Origin of the sequence: Micromonospora sp. CA-269861 (assembly GCF_050948505.1) — a bacterium.
In the GTDB taxonomy this organism is placed as follows: domain Bacteria; phylum Actinomycetota; class Actinomycetes; order Mycobacteriales; family Micromonosporaceae; genus Micromonospora.
The window spans coordinates 5909976-5926695 of sequence record NZ_CP192014.1; the positions used below are offsets into that span (position 1 = coordinate 5909976).

Here is a 16720-nt window from a genome sequence, read left to right on the forward strand (position 1 = left end):
GGTGCCACAGCACGACCCGTCCCGCGACGACCCGGACGTGACCACCGGCCCCCCACCGCCGGAGGCGCCACAGCCGCCGGAAACGCCACAGCCGCCGGAGACACCACCGCCGGTGCCGGTCCCCGCCCCGGGGATCGACCCGGACGAGCCACCGGCGGTCCCGTCCGGAAAGTTCGGCACACCGGGGCGGCCACTGCGCCGCAGCAGCTTCCTGATCGGCTTCACCGGTGCGCTGGGCGTGCTGCTGGCGTACACCCTCTATCTGGGGATTCGCAATGCCGGCGGCATCCTCGTGCTGGTGGTGATCGCGCTCTTCCTCGCGGTCGGCCTCAACCCGGCGGTGGTCCGACTGGGCCGCTGGGGTGTGCCGCACGGCCTGGCGGTGGCGGCGGTCGCCCTCACGGTGGTGCTGCTGCTGTGCGGCGGCATCGTGGCGCTGGTCCCGCCGATCGTCACCCAGTCGGGGCAGTTCATCGACCAGATCCCGAGCCTGCTCGACGAGTTGCGCCGCAACCCGACGGTCAATGACCTGGTGGAGCGGTACGACGTGGTGGAGCGGGTGCAGGGCGCGGCCAACGCGGAGACGGTCGGACGGGCGCTCGGCGGGGTGCTGGGCGGCGCGCAACTGATCTTCGGCACGGTGTTCCGGACGCTCACCGTGCTGGTGTTGACGATCTACTTCCTGGCCTACTTCGACCGGCTGCGTTCCCTGGGCTACTCGTTGGTGCCCCGATCCCGACGGCAGCGGGTGCAGCTGATCGGTGACGAGATCCTGGCCAAGGTGGGCGCGTACATGGTCGGCGCGCTGAGCATCGCGGTGCTGGCCGGCGCGACCACGTTCGTGTTCGCGCTGATCGTCGACCTGCCGTACCCGTTCGCGCTGGCCGTGGTGGTCGCGGTGACCGACCTGATCCCGCAGATCGGCGCGACCCTGGGCGCGGTCATCGTGAGTCTGGTCGGCTTCGCCGCTGACCTGCCCACCGGCATCGCCTGTGCGGTCTTCTTCCTGATCTACCAGCAGGTGGAGAACTACCTCATCTACCCGAAGGTGATGCGGCGCTCGGTGGAGGTCAACGAGGTGGCCGCCCTGCTGGCCGCGCTGCTCGGGGTGGCGCTGCTGGGTGTGGTGGGCGCGCTGATCGCCATCCCCACGGTAGCCGCGCTGCAACTGATCCTCCGCGAGGTGGTGCTGCCCCGCCAGGAGCGCCGCTGAGCGTCAGCCGGCCGGACCGGCGGTCGGGTGACTGGCGGCCGGGACGTCAGCCGCCGGCCTGACCGGCGGCTGGGCCGGGGACTGGCGTGTCGGCGAAGGCTGCCACCGTCCGGTCGGCGTACGCGCTGACGTCGCCGGCCTCCATCGGGCCGTCCCAGGTCGTCGGCAGCGGCACCTCGACGGCCGGGTTGACCCGTCGGACGATCTCGTCGAGCACCGTCTCGGCGTCGCCCACCCAGAGGTGCTTGGCGCCCGGAACCCCGACCACCTCGGCCTGCGGTACGGCGGCGAACCGCTCCCGTGCCTCGGCCGGCCGCAGGTAGTCGTCGAACTCCGGCACCAACGCCACCAGCGGACGACCCGAGTTGGCCCAGGTGGCCAGATCGTCGGGGGCGGAGAACCGCAGCGGCGGGGAGAGCAGGATCGCCCCGGCGATAGTCGGGTCGCAGCCGTACTTCAGCGCCAGGTCGGTGCCGAACGACCAACCGACGAGCCAGATGTTGGGCAGCTCGGCGAACTCCGCGTACTCGATGGCGGCGGCCACGTCGTACCGCTCGCCCACCGCGCCGTCGAAGGCTCCCTCGCTGGTGCCGCGCACGCTGCTGGTGCCGCGGGTGTTGAACCGCAGCACCGCCAGGTCGGCCAGCGCGGGCAGCCGCCAGGCCGCCTTGCGGAACACGTGGCTGTCCATCATTCCGCCGTGGGTGGGCAGTGGGTGCAGGCAGACCAGGGTGGCCACCGGCGGCCGGTCGGCCGGCACTGCCAGCTCACCGACCAGCCGCAGACCGTCGGCGGTGTGCAGTTCGATGTCCTCCCGGCGGCCGGGCAGGATCGACGACGCGCGGATCGCTGTGCTCACCGCCCAAGTCTGTCGCGAAGTCGCCGCCGCCGCCCGCCCAGGCACGAACAGGGTGACCCAGGTCGCTCAGCGGGGCGCACCGGGCGAGCCGCTCAGTAGCGCGGGGTGCCCCGGCCGCGCTGCACCGCCGGGCCGCGCCGCTCCCGCGCACGCCAGCAGCCGCTGTGCCAGTGCCGCCGGTCGGTCAGATCACCCAGGCCGTCCGCCGGCCAGGCCACCAGGTGCGCCACCCCGGGTGGAATCTCCTGGTTACAACCGGGGCAACGGTACGTCTTGACCGACGCGCCCGCCCCGATGCCGCGTACCTGCCAGGCGCCGTCGGTCCACTGCTGCACCGAGGCGACGCCCTGCCGGACCCGATCGGAGTCCAGGTTGGCGTTCTCGTCCCGGCGAGGGCGATTGCGACGGGGGCTCACCTGCCCAAGGTTACGGTCACTCCCAGCTGGCCGGGTCGCCAAGGTCGTCGGCGACCCGGAGCCCGCCAATCACCGTGCTGACCTCCGCGTCCGTGGGCGACCGCTCCCAGCGGTTCTCGTGCCCCATGGACAGCAGGGTGTTCGGGATGCCGAGCACGTGCCAGAAGTCACCCATGTCGAACACCGGCCTGCCGGCGATCGTGCGGTTGGCCTTGGCCCTGTCGGTGGAAGATGGGCGGGGCGAGTAGTAGACCCGCACCGGCAAGGTGGCCGCGCCGTTGAGTGCGACAGTCAACGCCGCTTCGGTGTCATCCGACGTCGCGATGGGCATCTGCGTGGGCGTCGTGGTTCCCGTCACATTCACGATCCGGGGCCAGAACAGCTGCCGTACCGCCACCTCGCACGCGCTGATCCGGGCGCCTGGCGGCAAAGCGGTCAACTGAACCGGCGCGACACAGCGGCGGGCCTCGTCGAACCGGAGCGCCGCCGCCGCCCGGCGGACCTCGGCGCTGGTCTCCCCGAGAGCCGCGACCCGGACGTACAGGCCCGGCACGGGCTGCCAGCGCAGCACCCAACCCCTTGTGACCCGGTCGAGCTGACGTATCACCCCGTTGTACCTCGACGCCGGGTCGACGACCCGGTCGGGCGAGGCACGATCCGCGTCGCTGGTGACGGCGCTCGCCTTGTCGCGGCCGATGTCAGAAAGCTGGCTCGGGTCACCGATCTCGGCCGTGTGTGGGTCAGCGGCGACGATCGCCATGGCCTGCACGCCGCCACCCAGGTCCAGTCGCATGCTCTCGACATCACCCGCGGAGCGCCAGGCTACCGGCTTCGCCGCTGACGGATCGACCCCGAAGTGCAGCAACTGTGGGTCCGAGCCGATCAAGGCGGGCTGCGCCGCTGCCCCCGGAATCCCCGGTGCCCGGGGCGGCGTGACCACGACCGGGCTGGGCGTGACGGCCGGCTGTGGCGGCGCGGCCGACGGCGTACGCAGGGCCACACCGGCCCCGAGCAGCACCGCGACGCCGAGCGCTGCCCCGATGACGGCACGCCGTCGCCGCCGCCGGGCCCGTCCCCCGTTCACCGCCGCCGTCAGCAGGCTGTCGGTGTCCACGGGCCCGTCGGCCTGCTCCCGGAGTGCCCGTGCGATCCGCTCGTCGAGGTCGGTCACGGCCGGCTCCCGTTCGTCGTGGGAACGCCGTGGCGCTCCCGCAGCTGGCTGAGCGCCCGCATCGCATGGGTGCGGACGGTGACCGGGGAGCAGCCGAGAATCTGGGCGATGGTCGGGTCGTCGAGGTCCTCGTAGTAGCGCAGCACGAGCACCGCGCGCTGCCGGTCGGGCAGGCCGAGGATCAGCCGCCACATCTCGTCCCGGTCGGCCGCATCGCCGCCCAGGTCCCCGCGCCCCGGCCGGTCGGCGAACTCGGCAGTGGCCAACTCCCTGCTGGATCGGCGGCGCCACCAGGAGGTGTTGGCGTTGACCATCATCCGGCGCACGTACACGTCGGGGTGGTCGGCACGGGCGATCTTCCGCCAGTGCACGTACGCGCGCGCCAACACGTCCTGGGTGAGGTCCTCGGCCCGGTGCTCGTCACCGGTCAGCAGCCGGGCCAGCCGGACGAGCGCCGGCCCGCGACTGCTGACGTACTCCTCGAAGGTCACACCACTCAGACGCCGTCACCGGCACCCGCTGTTGACACCGGTCAGCGGTGCGAGTGGTCGCGGAAGCCGCGGCGGGTCTTGCGGCCCAGGTAGCCGGCGGTGACCAGGTGCTCCAGCAACGGCGCGGGCGCGAAGCCCGGCTCGCGCAGTTCCAGGTACAGCTCGCGCTGGATGGCCAGGGAGACGTCCAACCCGACGACGTCGAGCAACTCGAACGGGCCCATCGGGTAGCCGCAGCCCAGCTTCATGGCGTGGTCGATGTCGTCGGCCGTCGAGTAGCTGGCCTCCAGCATCTTCACCGCATCGTTCAGGTACGGGAAGAGCAGCGCGTTGACGATGAAGCCGGACCGGTCACCGCAGACGACGCCGGTCTTGCCGAGCGCGGCGCAGACGGCGCGGGCGGTGGCGGTGGCCTCCGGGGAGGTGCGGATGGTGCGGACGACCTCGACCAGCGGCATGACCGGCGCCGGGTTGAAGAAGTGCAGCCCCACCACGTCGGCCGGCCGTTGGGTGGCCATCGCCACGTCGATCACCGGCAGCGACGAGGTGGTGGTGGCCAGCACCACGCCCGGCTTGCAGATCTCGTCGAGGCTGGCGAAGAGGGCCTTCTTGACGCTCAGCTCCTCGACGACCGCCTCGACCACGAGGTCGACGTCGGCGAGGTGGTCGAGGGTGGCGGACCAGCTGATCCGGCCCAGGGCGGCGTCCCGGTCGGCCTCGGCGAGCTTGCCCCGCACCACGCCCTTGTTCAGCGAGGTCTTCACCGCCTCGCAGACCTTCGCGGACTTCTCCATGCCGCGGGTCACCGAGACGACCTCGTAGCCGGCCTTCGCGAAGACCTCGATGATCCCGGTGGCCATCGTCCCGGAGCCGACCACGCCGACCTTGGCGATGGCGCGCGCGCCGTCGGCGAGCGCCGACTCCGTGGCCAGCGGCGTCGCCTCGTCCGGTACGACCACCGGCGAGCCGGGCCGCTCGTAGGTGTAGAAGCCCCGGCCGGACTTCCGGCCGAGCAGCCCTGCCGTGACCATCTGCTTGAGCAGCGGCACCGGGGCGTGCCGGCGGTCCCGCCCACCGCGCCGGTACATGGTGTCCAGGATCTCGTACGCGGTGTCCAGGCCGATCAGGTCCATCAACGCCAGCGGGCCCATCGGCAGGCCGCAGCCGAGCTTCATCGCGGCGTCGATGTCCTCCCGGGTCGCGTAGTGCGACTCGAACATGCCGACGGCGTGGTTGAGGTAACCGAAGAGCAGCGCGTTGGCGATGAAGCCGGCCCGGTCGTTGATGGTGACGTCGACCTTGCCGAGCCGGGCGCAGAGCGCCTCCACGTCGGCGACCACCTCGGGTGCGGTGACGACAGTGCGGACAACCTCGACCAGCTTCATCACCGGGGCCGGGTTGAAGAAGTGGATGCCGATCACCTGGTTGGGTCGGCTGGTGGCCACCGAGATCTCGGTGACGCTCAACGACGAGGTGTTGGTGGCGAGGATCGTCTCCGGTGGGCAGACCCGGTCCAGCTCGGCGAAGATCCGCTGCTTGAGGTCCAGGTGCTCGGGCACCGCCTCGATGACCAGGTCGACGGAGTGCAGCGCGTCCAGCCCGACCGCGAAGTGCACCCGCTCGTGCAGGGCGTCGCGGTCCGCCTCGGCGAGCTTGCCCTTGGCGACCGCCCGGTCGGTGGACCCCTTGAGGGTGGCCCGGCCGCGCTCCAGCGCCGGCGCGGAGATCTCCACGGCCACCACGTCGATGCCGTTGCGGGCGAAGACCTCGACGATGCCGGCACCCATGGTGCCCAGCCCCACCACGCCAACGGTGCTGAACTCGCGCGCCACGACCGGCCTCCCCAGAGACTCCGCACGACCGCTGAACGGCCGCTAAGGTTATGCGCGCGAGTCTGCCACGTGACGGTGAGTTGTCGAGACGCCGTGGCCTATTTCACCCACGCCGTAGCGGGGCCGACACCGACCGCTTATCCGGCGGCCGCGCTGGTCAGGGCCAGCAGCTCCGCGACGAACTCCGCCGGGCGCTCCAGGTGCGGGCTGTGACCGCAGGCGGGCAGCACCACCTCGTGGTACGAGCCGCCGGCCGCCGCGTACCGGTCGAGCACCGCCCGGGTCTGGCCGACCATCGGCTGCGGTGGGCAGGCGTCCGCGCCGGGCCAGCCGGGCACGAGATCCAGCGATCCCAGGTACGCCAGGTCGAAGAGCGAGGTGTCCGAGACGATGACGTCGGCGTCCCCGCGTACCCAGGTGACCGGGGGCTTCTCGGCGACGGCCACCAGCTCGTCGGCGAGCCGGAACCAGGTCGGCGCGAGCGCGTTGAGCACCCCGCGCTCCCCCGGCGCGGTGCCCGGCCAGTTCTCCGACGGCACCGCCGTGCCCGGGTAGTTGTCGTCCCCGGTGGCGGTGGAGAGCACGGTGTCCAGCAGCAGATCCTCGTCCGCGCCCAACGAGGCGGGATCGGCCACATAGGTGGCTCGCAGCACGGCCCGCGGGCTGGCCGGCGCGTCAGTGCTCCGGTCGCCGGCCGCCAGTCGGGCGACGAAGTCCGGGTTCGCCGTGCCGGCGCCGGTGCCGGCGAAGTCGGGGGTGGTCGGCGTGCCGGTCAGGTCACGGGTGCCACCGAAGCCGTACGGGGAGACCGGCGCGGCGAGCAGCAACGCCCCCACCCGATGGGGATGGTCGACCAGCAGGCGCATCGCCACCCCGCCGCCGAGGGAGTGCCCGACCACCACCGGGCGCGCGTCGGCGTCGAAGAGCGTCGGGTCGTCCAGCAGGGCGGCCACGTCGTCGGCGAAGTCCCGCAGGCCCCGAGTGGCGTCCACCGGGGCCGTCGCGGAGTCGCCGTACCCCCGCAGGTCGGGGGCGACCACCCGCAGCGTCGGTGGCAGACGCCGGACCAACGGCTCCCAGAACAGCGCGGACGAGCAGTTGCCGTGGATCAGCAGCACCGGTGTGCCGTCCGGCGGGCCGGCCACCCGTACCGCCTGGGTGATGCCGTTCGCCGTCACGGTCCGCTGCTCGGTTTCCATCCGCGGCATGCTGCCACGCGGGTGACCGCCGGTCCAGGTGTCGGACCGCCACCCGGCGGCGGTGCGCGATGTGGCTGACCGCCAGCCGGTCAGCGACGCGTGGCCGGCGGCGCGGCCAGCGGCAGTGGCAGGGTCGGCCGGACGTCCCGTCGGGACGGGCCGAAGCTCAACCCCACCGGGTCGGTGAGAGCCACCCCGGGGTCGAACAGACGCAGCTCGGTGCGGCCCAGCCGGATGACGTCACCGTCGGAGAGTCGTTCCACATCGGTTATCCGTCGGTCGTTGAGCCAGGTGCCGTTGGTGGAGCCCAGGTCGCGCAGGGACGGGCCCTCCGGTGCCAGCCACACCTCGGCGTGGCGGCGGCTCAGGTGTGGGTCGTTGATGACCACCTGACCGGTCGGCGCGCGGCCGATCACCTGTGGTTCGGCGCGCATGCGAAAGCTTGCTCCGCGCATCGGTCCACCCGCGACCGTCAACAGCGGCATCAGTTCCGGATGTTCCTCCATGGACAGTCAGCCCTCCACCCCACACCGTCACTCCGCGCGTCAGCTTGCCATCAGACGGTAGTCGTCAATACCGACCGGCCGGTCAGCCTCTCGTCACCTCCCGGCCACCTGCCGTTCGACGATTCGGGCGGGCCGCATCCGCCCCCAACGCCCTGACCTGCACTGATCAACGATCGGTCGGGTCGGTGCGACGCCGGTCCCGCCGCCCCGAATCGGGGACCCTACCGGCGAGTAATCCTCGGGTCTAGACTTCCGCCATGACGGCAGTGCATATCCCGGGCGTTCCGGTCATCGAGGCGGGTCAGTTGGTCTCCACCAGCCCGGCGACCGGCGCGGAGGCCGGTCGCCTCCCGGTCGCCACCGAGGCAGACGTGCGGCAGGCCGTCGACCGCGCCCGCGCTGCCGGCGAGTGGTGGGCCGGTCTCGGCTTCACCGGCCGCCGCGAGCGGATGCTGCGGTGGCGGGCCCTGCTCGCCAAGCGCATCGAGCAGTTGGCCGAGTTGGTGCACGCCGAGGGCGGGAAGCCGATCGCCGACGCCATCGTCGAGATCGTCACCGCGATCGAGCACATCGACTGGGCCGCCCGCAACGCCGGCCGCGTGCTCGGTCCACGCCGGGTGCGGTCCCGGCTCATCCTCGCCGAGTTCTCCGGGCACCTCGAATACCAGCCGTACGGGGTGGTCGGCGTGATCGGGCCGTGGAACTATCCGGTCTTCACGCCGATCGGCTCCGCCGCGTACGCCCTCGCCGCCGGCAACGGCGTGGTGCTCAAGCCGAGCGAGTACACGCCCGCCGTCGGCCAGTGGCTGGTGGACAGCTTCGCCGAGGTGGTGCCCGAGCAGCAGGTGTTCACCGCAGTGCACGGGCTGGGCGACGTGGGCGCGGCGCTGTGCCGCTCCGGGGTCGACAAGCTGGCCTTCACCGGCTCCACCGCCACCGCCCGGAAGGTGATGGCCGCCTGCGCCGAGACGCTGACCCCGGTGCTCATCGAGGGCGGCGGCAAGGACGCCATGATCGTCGACAGCGACGCCGACCTGGACGCCGCGGCCGAGGCGTGCGTCTGGGGCGGCATGACCAACGCTGGCCAGACCTGCATCGGCATCGAGCGGGTGTACGCCGTCGACGCCGTCTTCGACGCCTTCGTCGACAAGGTGGTGGCCCGCGCCGGTCGGCTGACGGTCGGGCCGGAGGGCACCGACATCGGCCCGATCACCATGCCCCAGCAGATCGAGGTGATCCGACGGCACATCGACGCCGCGATCACCTCCGGAGGCCGTGCCGTGCTCGGCGGCCCGAGCGCCGTGCAGCCGCCGTACGTCCACCCCACAGTGCTGGTGGACGTCCCGGAGGAGTCCGCCGCCGTCCGCGAGGAGACCTTCGGCCCCACGCTGACCATCAGCCGGGTCCGCGACGCCGACGAGGCCGTCACCCGCGCCAACGCCCTGTCGTACGGCCTCGGGGGTTCGGTCTTCGGCCGGCGGCGCGCGGTGGCCATCGCCCGGCGGCTGCGCTCCGGGATGGCCTCGATCAACTCCACGCTGACCTTCGCCGGCATGTCCACCCTGCCGTTCGGCGGTGTCGGCGACTCCGGCTTCGGTCGGATCCACGGGGAGGACGGCCTGCGTGAGTTCGGTCGGGCCAAGTCGATCACCCGACGTCGCGCCCGGTCGCTGCTGCCGTCGATGACGTTCGACCGCACCCCCACCGACGTGGCGCGGCTCGTCAAGGCCATCAAGGTCATGTACGGGAGGTAAGTGTCGGATTACCGATCATCAACAAGGATCGGTGTATCCACATGTTTATACACCGTGGTCGCGGCGGTACATTGCGTTAAATGGGCCCCAATCGATTGCGCTACCGCCTTGTCGACAGTGACCAGTCGTGGAGCGCCCGACGGCGTCGGCACCGATCGGACTGGTTGGCGCGCACCTTCCCCGACATCGGCGACATGCACGTGGTCGATCTCGGTGGCCGGCTCGGCACCTGGCACCGCGCGACCGTCCGACCGGCCCGCGTGACAGTCGTCAACCTGGAGAAGCCGCCCACCGTCGTTCCGGACTGGGCCCACGTCGAGCAGGCAGACGCCTGCGACCTGCCGCCGCACCTGACGAAGGGCACCTTCGACCTGGTCTTCTCGAACTCGGTGCTGGAGCATGTGGGCGGGCACGAACGCCGCCTCCGCTTCGCCGGTGCCGCCCGGTCGATGGCCGACCGACACTGGGTGCAGACGCCCTACCGCTACTTCCCCATCGAGCCACACTGGATCGCACCGGGAATGCAGTTCCTGCCGGTACGACTGCGCACCGCGCTCGCCCGACGCTGGCCGTTGGGGCACAAGCCGACCCGCAGCCACGACGCCGCCATCCACCAGGTGCTCTGGACCGAGCTGTTGGACCGCTCGCAGATGCGCCACTACTTCCCCGACTCGACGATGCTCGTGGAGCGGGTGTTCGGCCTGCCGAAGTCACTGATCGCGGTGCGCACCCGGTAGGGCGTCGGTCAGAAGAGGGTCAGCTCGTCCTTCTCGATGCCGCGCAGCTTGTCGTAGTTCACGACCACACACCGGATGCCCCGGTCGGTGGCGAGCACCCGGGCCTGCGGCTTGATCTCCTGAGCGGCGAAGACCCCGGCGACCGGGCTGAGCAGCGGGTCACGGTTCATCAACTCGAGATAGCGGGTCAACTGCTCCACCCCGTCGATGTCGCCGCGCCGCTTGACCTCGACGGCGACCGAGCCCGAGTTGGCATCCCGGCAGAGCAGGTCGACCGGGCCGATCGCCGTCATGTACTCGCGGCGGACCAGCGTGAACCCCTCACCCAGCGCGCCCGGGTTGGCGGCCAGCAACTCCTGCAGGTGCGCCTCCACCCCGTCCTTGCGCAGGCCCGGATCCACACCCAGCTCGTACGAGGTGTCCTGGAAGATCTCCTCCAGGGTGATCCGCAGCTCCTCGCCAGCCTTGTTGACGACCCGCCACACACCGGGGGCCTCCTCCAGCCGACACGGCGGGCTCATCCAGTTCAACGGCTTGTACGCCCGGTCGTCGGCGTGAATGGACACCGACCCGTCCGCCTTCACCATCAACAACCGGGTGGCCGGCGGCAGGTGAGCCGAGAGCCGTCCGACGTAATCCACCGAGCACTTCGCAATGACCAACCGCACCCGACGAGGGTAGCCGAGCACCCACCCGTCGCCAGCGAGCGGCACTGGCGCGTCGATGGGATGCTGAGACCGTGTTCGAAGTCCTCACCGGCACCGGTCTCGCCGCCTCGGCGGGTCTGAACGCCTACATACCCCTGCTCATCCTCGGTCTGCTCGGCCGTTACACCGACCTGATCGACCTGCCCAGCGGCTGGACCTGGCTCGGCAACGGCTGGGTCATCGCCATCATGGCCCTGCTGCTCGCCGTGGAGATGGTGGCCGACAAGGTGCCAGTCGTCGACCACATCAACGACGTGGTGCAGACAGTGGTCCGGCCCACCGCCGGTGGCCTGGCCTTCGGCGCCGGCTCCTCGGCGGAGACGGTGACGGTCAGCGACCCGGGGAGCTTCTTCTCGTCCCACCAGTGGGTGCCGGTCGTCACCGGCGTACTGCTGGCGTTGGGTGTGCACCTGCTCAAGTCAGCGGCCCGCCCGGTGATCAACGCGACCACCGCCGGTATCGGCGCCCCGGTCGCCAGCACCGCCGAGGACGCCACCAGCGTGGTGGTCTCGCTGGTGGCGATCGTCCTGCCGGTGCTGGTGCTCGTCTTCCTCGTCGGCCTGGTGATCTTCACCTTCTGGTTCGTCCGCCGTCGTTCCGAACGACGCCGCGAACGGGAGGCGGCACGCGCCGCCGGCTTCCGCGTCTGAGGGCTGGCGGAGCCGCCGAACCGGGGTTCTGCGGGCCGACAAATGCCTAGGATCGGGGCAGGAGCCTAGAGGAGGTCGGCATGACCGCAGCGTTGGAGATGCCCCGAGTCCAGGAATGTGTGGTCGCCGCGTGCGCGTACAACCAGTCGGGTGACTGCCACGCCTTCGCGATCACGATCGGCAGCATGGATCACGCCCACTGCCACACCTTCGTCGAGTCGCCCGTCCGGGGCGGCGTGGAGAACCTGATCGCGCAGGTGGGCGCATGCCAGCGCTCCGACTGCCGGCACAACGAGCAGCTGGAGTGCCACGCGGCGTCCATCCGGGTCGGCCCGGACAACGACATGGCCGACTGCATGACCTACACCGGTCGCTGACCAGCCAGGACAGCGTCGGTCAGGGCAGGTCGTTGGCGCGCCGGATGACGGTCACCAGGTCGTCGATGATGCCGGTGAGCGCGAAGTCCTTCGGTGTGAAGACCCGGGCGACCCCGGCCGCCCGGAGGGTGTCCGCGTCACCGGCCGGGATGATGCCGCCCACGACCACCGGCAGGTCCGCCCGGCCGGCGGCGCGCAGCCCGTCGAGCACGGCGGGCACGGCGGCGAGGTGCGACCCGGAGAGCACGGAGAGCCCGACCAGGTCGACGTCCTCCTCCACGGCGGCGGCGACGATCTGCCCCGCGGTCAACCGGATGCCCTGGTAGACGACCTCGAAGCCGGCGTCGCGGGCGCGTACCGCGATCTGCTCCGCGCCGTTGGAGTGCCCGTCCAGGCCGGGTTTGCCGACCAGCAGCCGCAACCGGCCGCTGCCCAGCTCCCGCGCGGTGGCGGTGACCCGCTCGCGGACCGCCGCGAGGCCCGGCTCGCCGCCGCTGCCGGTGGCGCCGGCCAGGCCGGTCGGCGCCCGGTACTCGCCGAACACCTGGCGCAGCGCGCCGGCCCACTCGCCGGTGGTCACCCCGGCCCGCACGCACTCCAGGGTTGCCGGCATCAGGTTGGTGGTGGTCGCGGCGTCCGCGCGGAGCCGGGCCAGCGCCGCGTCGACGGCGGCCGCGTCCCGGTCGGCCCGCCACCGGCGTACGGCGTGCGCAGCAGCCGCCTCGACCGCCGGATCGACCTGCTCGACGGCTCCGGCACCGGCGGCGGTCAGCGGTGAGGATTCGGTCTCGGTGTACCTGTTGACTCCGACCACCACGTCGGCACCGGACTCCATCCGCCGACGGCGTTCGGCAAGCGACCCGACGAGCGCGCTCTTCAGGTAGCCGGTCTCCACCGCGGCGACGACGCCGCCCAGCTCCAAAACCTTGTCCAGCTCGACCCGCGCCCCGGTGACGATCTCGTCGACGAGCGCGGTCATCACGTGCGAGCCGGCGAAGAGATCGGGATATTCGAGCAGATCCGACTCGTACGCCAGGACCTGCTGCATCCGCAGCGACCACTGCTGGTCCCACGGTCGGGGCAGGCCGAGCGCCTCGTTCCAGGCGGGCAGTTGGACGGCGCGGGCCCGGGCGTCGCGGGACATCGTCACGCCGAGCATCTCCAGCACGATGCGCTGGATGTTGTTCTCCGGCTGCGCCTCGGTGAGGCCCAGCGAGTTGACCTGCACGCCGTAGCGGAACCGCCGCTGCCGGGCGTCGGTGACCCCGTACCGGTCCCGGGTGATCTCGTCCCAGAGCACACCGAAGGCGCGCATCTTGGCGATCTCCTCGACGAAGCGCACCCCGGCGTTGACGAAGAACGAGATCCGCTGGACCACGTCGCCCATCCGCTCGGCCGGCACCTGGCCGGAGTCACGGACCTCGTCGAGCACGGCGACGGCGGTGGCCAGCGCGAAGCCGACCTCCTGCACGGGCGTGGCGCCGGCCTCCTGGAGGTGGTACGAGCAGATGTTGACCGGGTTCCACCGGGGCATCTCGCGCAGCGTGTACGCCACGACGTCGGCGGTGAGCCGCAGCGACGCCGCCGGCGGGAAGATGTAGGTGCCCCGGGACAGGTACTCCTTGATGATGTCGTTCTGGGTGGTGCCGGCACAGCGGGTCAGGTCGGCGCCCTGCTCCAGCCCGACGGTGCCGTACAGGGCGAGCAGCCACATCGCCGGGGCGTTGATGGTCATCGAGGTGTTCGTGTCGGCGAGCGGGAGACCGTCGAAGAGCGCCCGCATGTCGCCGAGATGGGCCACCGGCACGCCGACCCGCCCGACCTCACCGGCGGCGAGTTCGTGGTCCGGGTCGTACCCGGTCTGGGTGGGCAGGTCGAAGGCGACCGAGAGCCCGGTCTGCCCCTTCGCCAGGTTGCGGCGGAAGAGGGCGTTGGTCGCCGCGGCCGACGAGTGGCCGGCGTAGGTGCGCATCACCCACGGGCGGTCCCGCTCGGGCAGTCGCCCCGGGAATGCCGTCTCATCCATGGCCGGAGTCTAAGTTACCGTTCAGTAAAAGGGGCTGTGGAAAACCACACAGGTCCATGTCGGGGACGTCCGGGTGCCAAGCGCCCGCAGTAGCGCGGACCGCCACACCCCGGGCACCACCCGGGCGAGGTCAGGACGCACACTTGACGGCATGGATGACGAGCTGGCCATCTCCGTCCGAGGGCTGCGCAAGGCGTACGGCGACAACGTGGCGGTGGCGGGTGTGGATCTCGACGTCCGCCGTGGCGAGGTGTTCGCGTTGCTCGGCCCGAACGGCGCCGGCAAGACCACCACGGTGGAGATCCTGGAGGGTTACCGCCGCCGGGATGCCGGCGAGGTCACAGTGCTCGGCACGGACCCGGCCCAGCCGGACGCGGGCTGGCGGTCGAGGGTCGGCATCGTGCTCCAGGGCACCGGCGAGTTCGACGAGCTGACCGTGGCCGAGGTGATCAGACACTTCTCCGGCTTCTACCCCGACGCGGACGACCCGGACAAGGTGATCGAGCGGGTCGGGCTGGCCGACAAGGCGAAGGCCCGGACGCACACCCTCTCCGGCGGGCAGAAGCGCCGCCTGGACGTGGCCCTGGGCATCATCGGCCGCCCCGAGCTGCTCTTCCTCGACGAGCCGACCACCGGCTTCGACCCGGAGGCCCGCCGCGAGTTCTGGGAGCTGATCCGCGACCTCGCTGCAGCCGGCACCACAATCGTGCTCACCACCCACTACCTGGACGAGGCCGAGGCCCTCGCCGACCGGGTCGGCGTGATCGCCGGCGGCCGGCTGGTCGAGGTCGCAGCTCCCAACCGGCTGGGCAATCGCCAGGAGGCCCTCGCGACGGTCTCCTGGCGTACCCCGGAAGGGACGCTGGAGCTTGCGCAAACCGCGACGCCGACGGCCCTCGTGGCCGACCTCGCCACGCGCTACGGCGGCGAGGTCCCCGGGCTCACGGTGACCCGGCCGAGCCTGGAGGACGTCTACCTCACCATGATCGGACACGCGCGATGACGACCACGACAAACCCGGCCTCCGCGGTCGCCACGCCTCGGGGCCAGCGGCCGAACGCCGGCGCGCTCGCAGTGCGCCAGGGCCGACTGGAGATCACCCAGTTCCTGCGCAGCCGGGAGTCGGTGGTCTTCACGATGGGCTTCCCCATCATCATGATCCTGATCTTCGCGTCGATCTTCGACGGCACGATCGGCGGCGGGGTCAAGTTCACCCAGTACTTCATCACCGGCATGATCGCGACCGGCCTGATGACCGTCAGCTTCCAGAACCTCGGCATCTGGATCCCGATCGAACGGGACCGGGGCGTGCTCAAGCGCTACCGGGGCACGCCGATGCCGAAGTGGGTCTGGTTCGCCGGCAAGGTGATCATGGTGGTGGCGATCGGCATCGCCGAGACGGCGCTGCTGCTGGCCGTCGCGGTGGCGCTGTTCGATCTCGACCTGCCGGGCACCGCCGCGAAGTGGTTCACCTTCGGCTGGGTCGCCGTGCTCGGGGTGACCGCGTGCACGCTGTGCGGCATCGCGATCTCGTCGCTGGCCCGCACCGCCCGCAGCGGCTCGGCGGTGGTCACCCCGGTCGCCCTGGTGCTCCAGTTCATCTCCGGGGTGTTCTTCGTCTTCACCGACCTACCCACCTGGATGCAGCAGGTGGCGGCGCTGTTCCCGCTCAAGTGGATGTGCCAGGGGCTGCGGTCGGTGTTCCTGCCGGAGAGCTTCGGCGCCCAGGAGCCGGGCGGCTCGTTCGAGCTGGGCCGGGTGGCTGTGGTGCTGGCCCTGTGGTGCGTGATCGGTGTGGTGCTCTGCCTGACCACCTTCCGCTGGACCACCAAGCGCGACGGCTGAGCGGTCGACCGGGGCGGCTTCCCGCCCCGGTCGCTCCGACTCAGTACGTGTAGAAGCCCTTGCCGGTCTTGCGGCCCAGGTCGCCGGCCGTGACCATGCGCTGGAGCAACTCCGGCGGGAAGAACTTCTCGTCGGCGGTGTCGGTGTAGATGTTCTTCGAGGCGTGCAGCAGCACGTCCACCCCGGTCAGGTCGGTGGTGGCCAGGGGACCCATCGCGTGCCCGAAGCCCAGACGGCAGGCCGTGTCCAGGTCCTCCGCCGACACCACCCCGGCCTCGACCAGCTTGACCGCCTCCATCACCAGGGCGGAGATCAGCCGGGTCGTGACGAAGCCGGCGATGTCCCGGTTGACCACGACTACCGTCTTGCCGATCTCCTCGGCGAAGACCCGCGCGGTGTCCAGCGTGGCGTCGCTGGTCTTGTAGCCGCGCACCAGCTCGCAGAGCTGCATCATCGGCACCGGGGAGAAGAAGTGGGTGCCGACGACCGCCTCGGGCCGCTCGGTCACCGCGGCGATCTGGGTGACCGGGATGGCCGAGGTGTTGGTGGCGAGCACCGCGTCCGACTTGCAGATCTTGTCCAGGGCGCGGAACACCTCGTGCTTGATCTCCAGCCGCTCGAAGACCGCCTCGACCACGATGTCCGCGTCAGCCGCCGCCTCCAGGTCGGTGGTCGGGGTGATCCGGGCCAGCGTCGCCTCGACCTCGGACGCCTCGATCCGACCCTTCTCGGCGAACTTCTCCAGTGACTTCCGAATGCCGCCGAGACCCCTGCTGGTGGCCGCGTCGTCCAGGTCGCGCAGCGTCACCTGCCAGCCCGCCTGCGCCGCCACCTGGGCGATGCCGGAACCCATCAACCCGGCCCCGACGACCGCGAGTCGACCCGCCATCTACTTCTCCCTCGCTGCGATTGAGTGCCTGCCTGCACCCTAGTCGGC

At 71.2% G+C, this 16720-nt stretch carries 17 protein-coding genes; 7 read left to right on the forward strand and 10 right to left on the reverse strand.

The window, feature by feature from the left end:
- Position 1 precedes the first annotated feature (1 nt).
- On the forward strand, positions 2–1213 hold the full coding sequence (locus tag ACQP0U_RS27045) for an AI-2E family transporter (protein ID WP_433312357.1): 1212 nt from the start codon (positions 2–4) through the stop codon (positions 1211–1213).
- 46 nt (positions 1214–1259) lie between these two features.
- Here the strand turns inward: ACQP0U_RS27045 and ACQP0U_RS27050 are convergent, their stop codons facing one another.
- The 7 genes from ACQP0U_RS27050 to ACQP0U_RS27080 form a co-directional block, all read right to left on the reverse strand.
- Complete coding sequence (locus ACQP0U_RS27050; RefSeq protein WP_433312360.1) at positions 1260–2072, reverse strand: alpha/beta hydrolase; 813 nt, start codon at positions 2070–2072, stop codon at positions 1260–1262.
- Positions 2073–2164: 92 nt separating this feature from the next.
- A complete protein-coding gene (locus tag ACQP0U_RS27055) occupies positions 2165–2488 on the reverse strand; it encodes a hypothetical protein (RefSeq protein ID WP_433312363.1) in 324 nt (107 codons plus the stop codon).
- A gap of 16 nt (positions 2489–2504) precedes the next feature.
- Positions 2505–3659: a hypothetical protein gene (locus ACQP0U_RS27060; protein ID WP_433312366.1), complete on the reverse strand. Its 1155-nt coding sequence runs from the start codon at positions 3657–3659 to the stop codon at positions 2505–2507.
- A complete protein-coding gene (locus ACQP0U_RS27065) occupies positions 3656–4150 on the reverse strand; it encodes a SigE family RNA polymerase sigma factor (RefSeq protein ID WP_433312369.1) in 495 nt (164 codons plus the stop codon). The genes ACQP0U_RS27060 and ACQP0U_RS27065 overlap by 4 nt, the downstream gene beginning before the upstream one ends.
- Before the next feature lie 41 nt (positions 4151–4191).
- Positions 4192–5982: a 3-hydroxyacyl-CoA dehydrogenase family protein gene (locus tag ACQP0U_RS27070; RefSeq protein WP_433312372.1), complete on the reverse strand. Its 1791-nt coding sequence runs from the start codon at positions 5980–5982 to the stop codon at positions 4192–4194.
- 137 nt (positions 5983–6119) lie between these two features.
- A complete protein-coding gene (locus ACQP0U_RS27075; RefSeq protein WP_433312375.1) occupies positions 6120–7190 on the reverse strand; it encodes an alpha/beta fold hydrolase in 1071 nt (356 codons plus the stop codon).
- Positions 7191–7270: 80 nt separating this feature from the next.
- Positions 7271–7615, reverse strand: a complete 345-nt coding sequence (locus tag ACQP0U_RS27080) for an FHA domain-containing protein (protein WP_433312378.1) — start codon at positions 7613–7615, stop codon at positions 7271–7273.
- Positions 7616–7944: 329 nt separating this feature from the next.
- Between ACQP0U_RS27080 and ACQP0U_RS27085 the strand changes: the two genes are divergently transcribed.
- Together ACQP0U_RS27085 and ACQP0U_RS27090 are read left to right on the forward strand one after the other, a co-directional pair.
- Positions 7945–9441 (forward strand): aldehyde dehydrogenase family protein, encoded by a 1497-nt coding sequence (locus tag ACQP0U_RS27085; RefSeq protein WP_433312381.1) that lies wholly within the window; start codon positions 7945–7947, stop codon positions 9439–9441.
- An 80-nt stretch (positions 9442–9521) separates the two neighbouring features.
- Positions 9522–10178 carry a methyltransferase domain-containing protein gene (locus tag ACQP0U_RS27090; RefSeq protein ID WP_433312384.1) on the forward strand — a complete coding sequence of 219 codons (657 nt, stop codon included), beginning with the start codon at positions 9522–9524 and terminating at the stop codon, positions 10176–10178.
- Between the two features lie 8 nt (positions 10179–10186).
- Here the strand turns inward: ACQP0U_RS27090 and nucS are convergent, their stop codons facing one another.
- The gene (nucS, locus tag ACQP0U_RS27095; RefSeq protein ID WP_433312387.1) at positions 10187–10846 is read right to left on the reverse strand and encodes an endonuclease NucS; all 660 of its coding nucleotides are present in this window, start codon (positions 10844–10846) and stop codon (positions 10187–10189) included.
- A gap of 71 nt (positions 10847–10917) precedes the next feature.
- On the opposite strand from nucS, the gene ACQP0U_RS27100 reads away from it, so the two are divergent.
- Complete coding sequence (locus ACQP0U_RS27100) at positions 10918–11535, forward strand: DUF4126 domain-containing protein (RefSeq protein WP_433312389.1); 618 nt, start codon at positions 10918–10920, stop codon at positions 11533–11535.
- Positions 11536–11615: 80 nt separating this feature from the next.
- The gene (locus tag ACQP0U_RS27105) at positions 11616–11912 is read left to right on the forward strand and encodes a DUF1540 domain-containing protein (protein ID WP_433312392.1); all 297 of its coding nucleotides are present in this window, start codon (positions 11616–11618) and stop codon (positions 11910–11912) included.
- 19 nt (positions 11913–11931) lie between these two features.
- Here ACQP0U_RS27105 and ACQP0U_RS27110 read toward each other — a convergent pair whose 3' ends face one another.
- Positions 11932–13938 carry a protein meaA gene (locus tag ACQP0U_RS27110; RefSeq protein ID WP_433312394.1) on the reverse strand — a complete coding sequence of 669 codons (2007 nt, stop codon included), beginning with the start codon at positions 13936–13938 and terminating at the stop codon, positions 11932–11934.
- A 151-nt stretch (positions 13939–14089) separates the two neighbouring features.
- On the opposite strand from ACQP0U_RS27110, the gene ACQP0U_RS27115 reads away from it, so the two are divergent.
- Positions 14090–14941, forward strand: coding sequence for an ABC transporter ATP-binding protein (locus tag ACQP0U_RS27115; protein WP_433312397.1), 852 nt, complete (start codon positions 14090–14092; stop codon positions 14939–14941).
- On the forward strand, positions 14938–15783 hold the full coding sequence (locus tag ACQP0U_RS27120; protein ID WP_433312400.1) for an ABC transporter permease: 846 nt from the start codon (positions 14938–14940) through the stop codon (positions 15781–15783). The genes ACQP0U_RS27115 and ACQP0U_RS27120 overlap by 4 nt, the downstream gene beginning before the upstream one ends.
- 40 nt (positions 15784–15823) lie before the next feature.
- Here the strand turns inward: ACQP0U_RS27120 and ACQP0U_RS27125 are convergent, their stop codons facing one another.
- On the reverse strand, positions 15824–16672 hold the full coding sequence (locus ACQP0U_RS27125) for a 3-hydroxyacyl-CoA dehydrogenase family protein (protein ID WP_433312403.1): 849 nt from the start codon (positions 16670–16672) through the stop codon (positions 15824–15826).
- Positions 16673–16720: the final 48 nt, after the last annotated feature.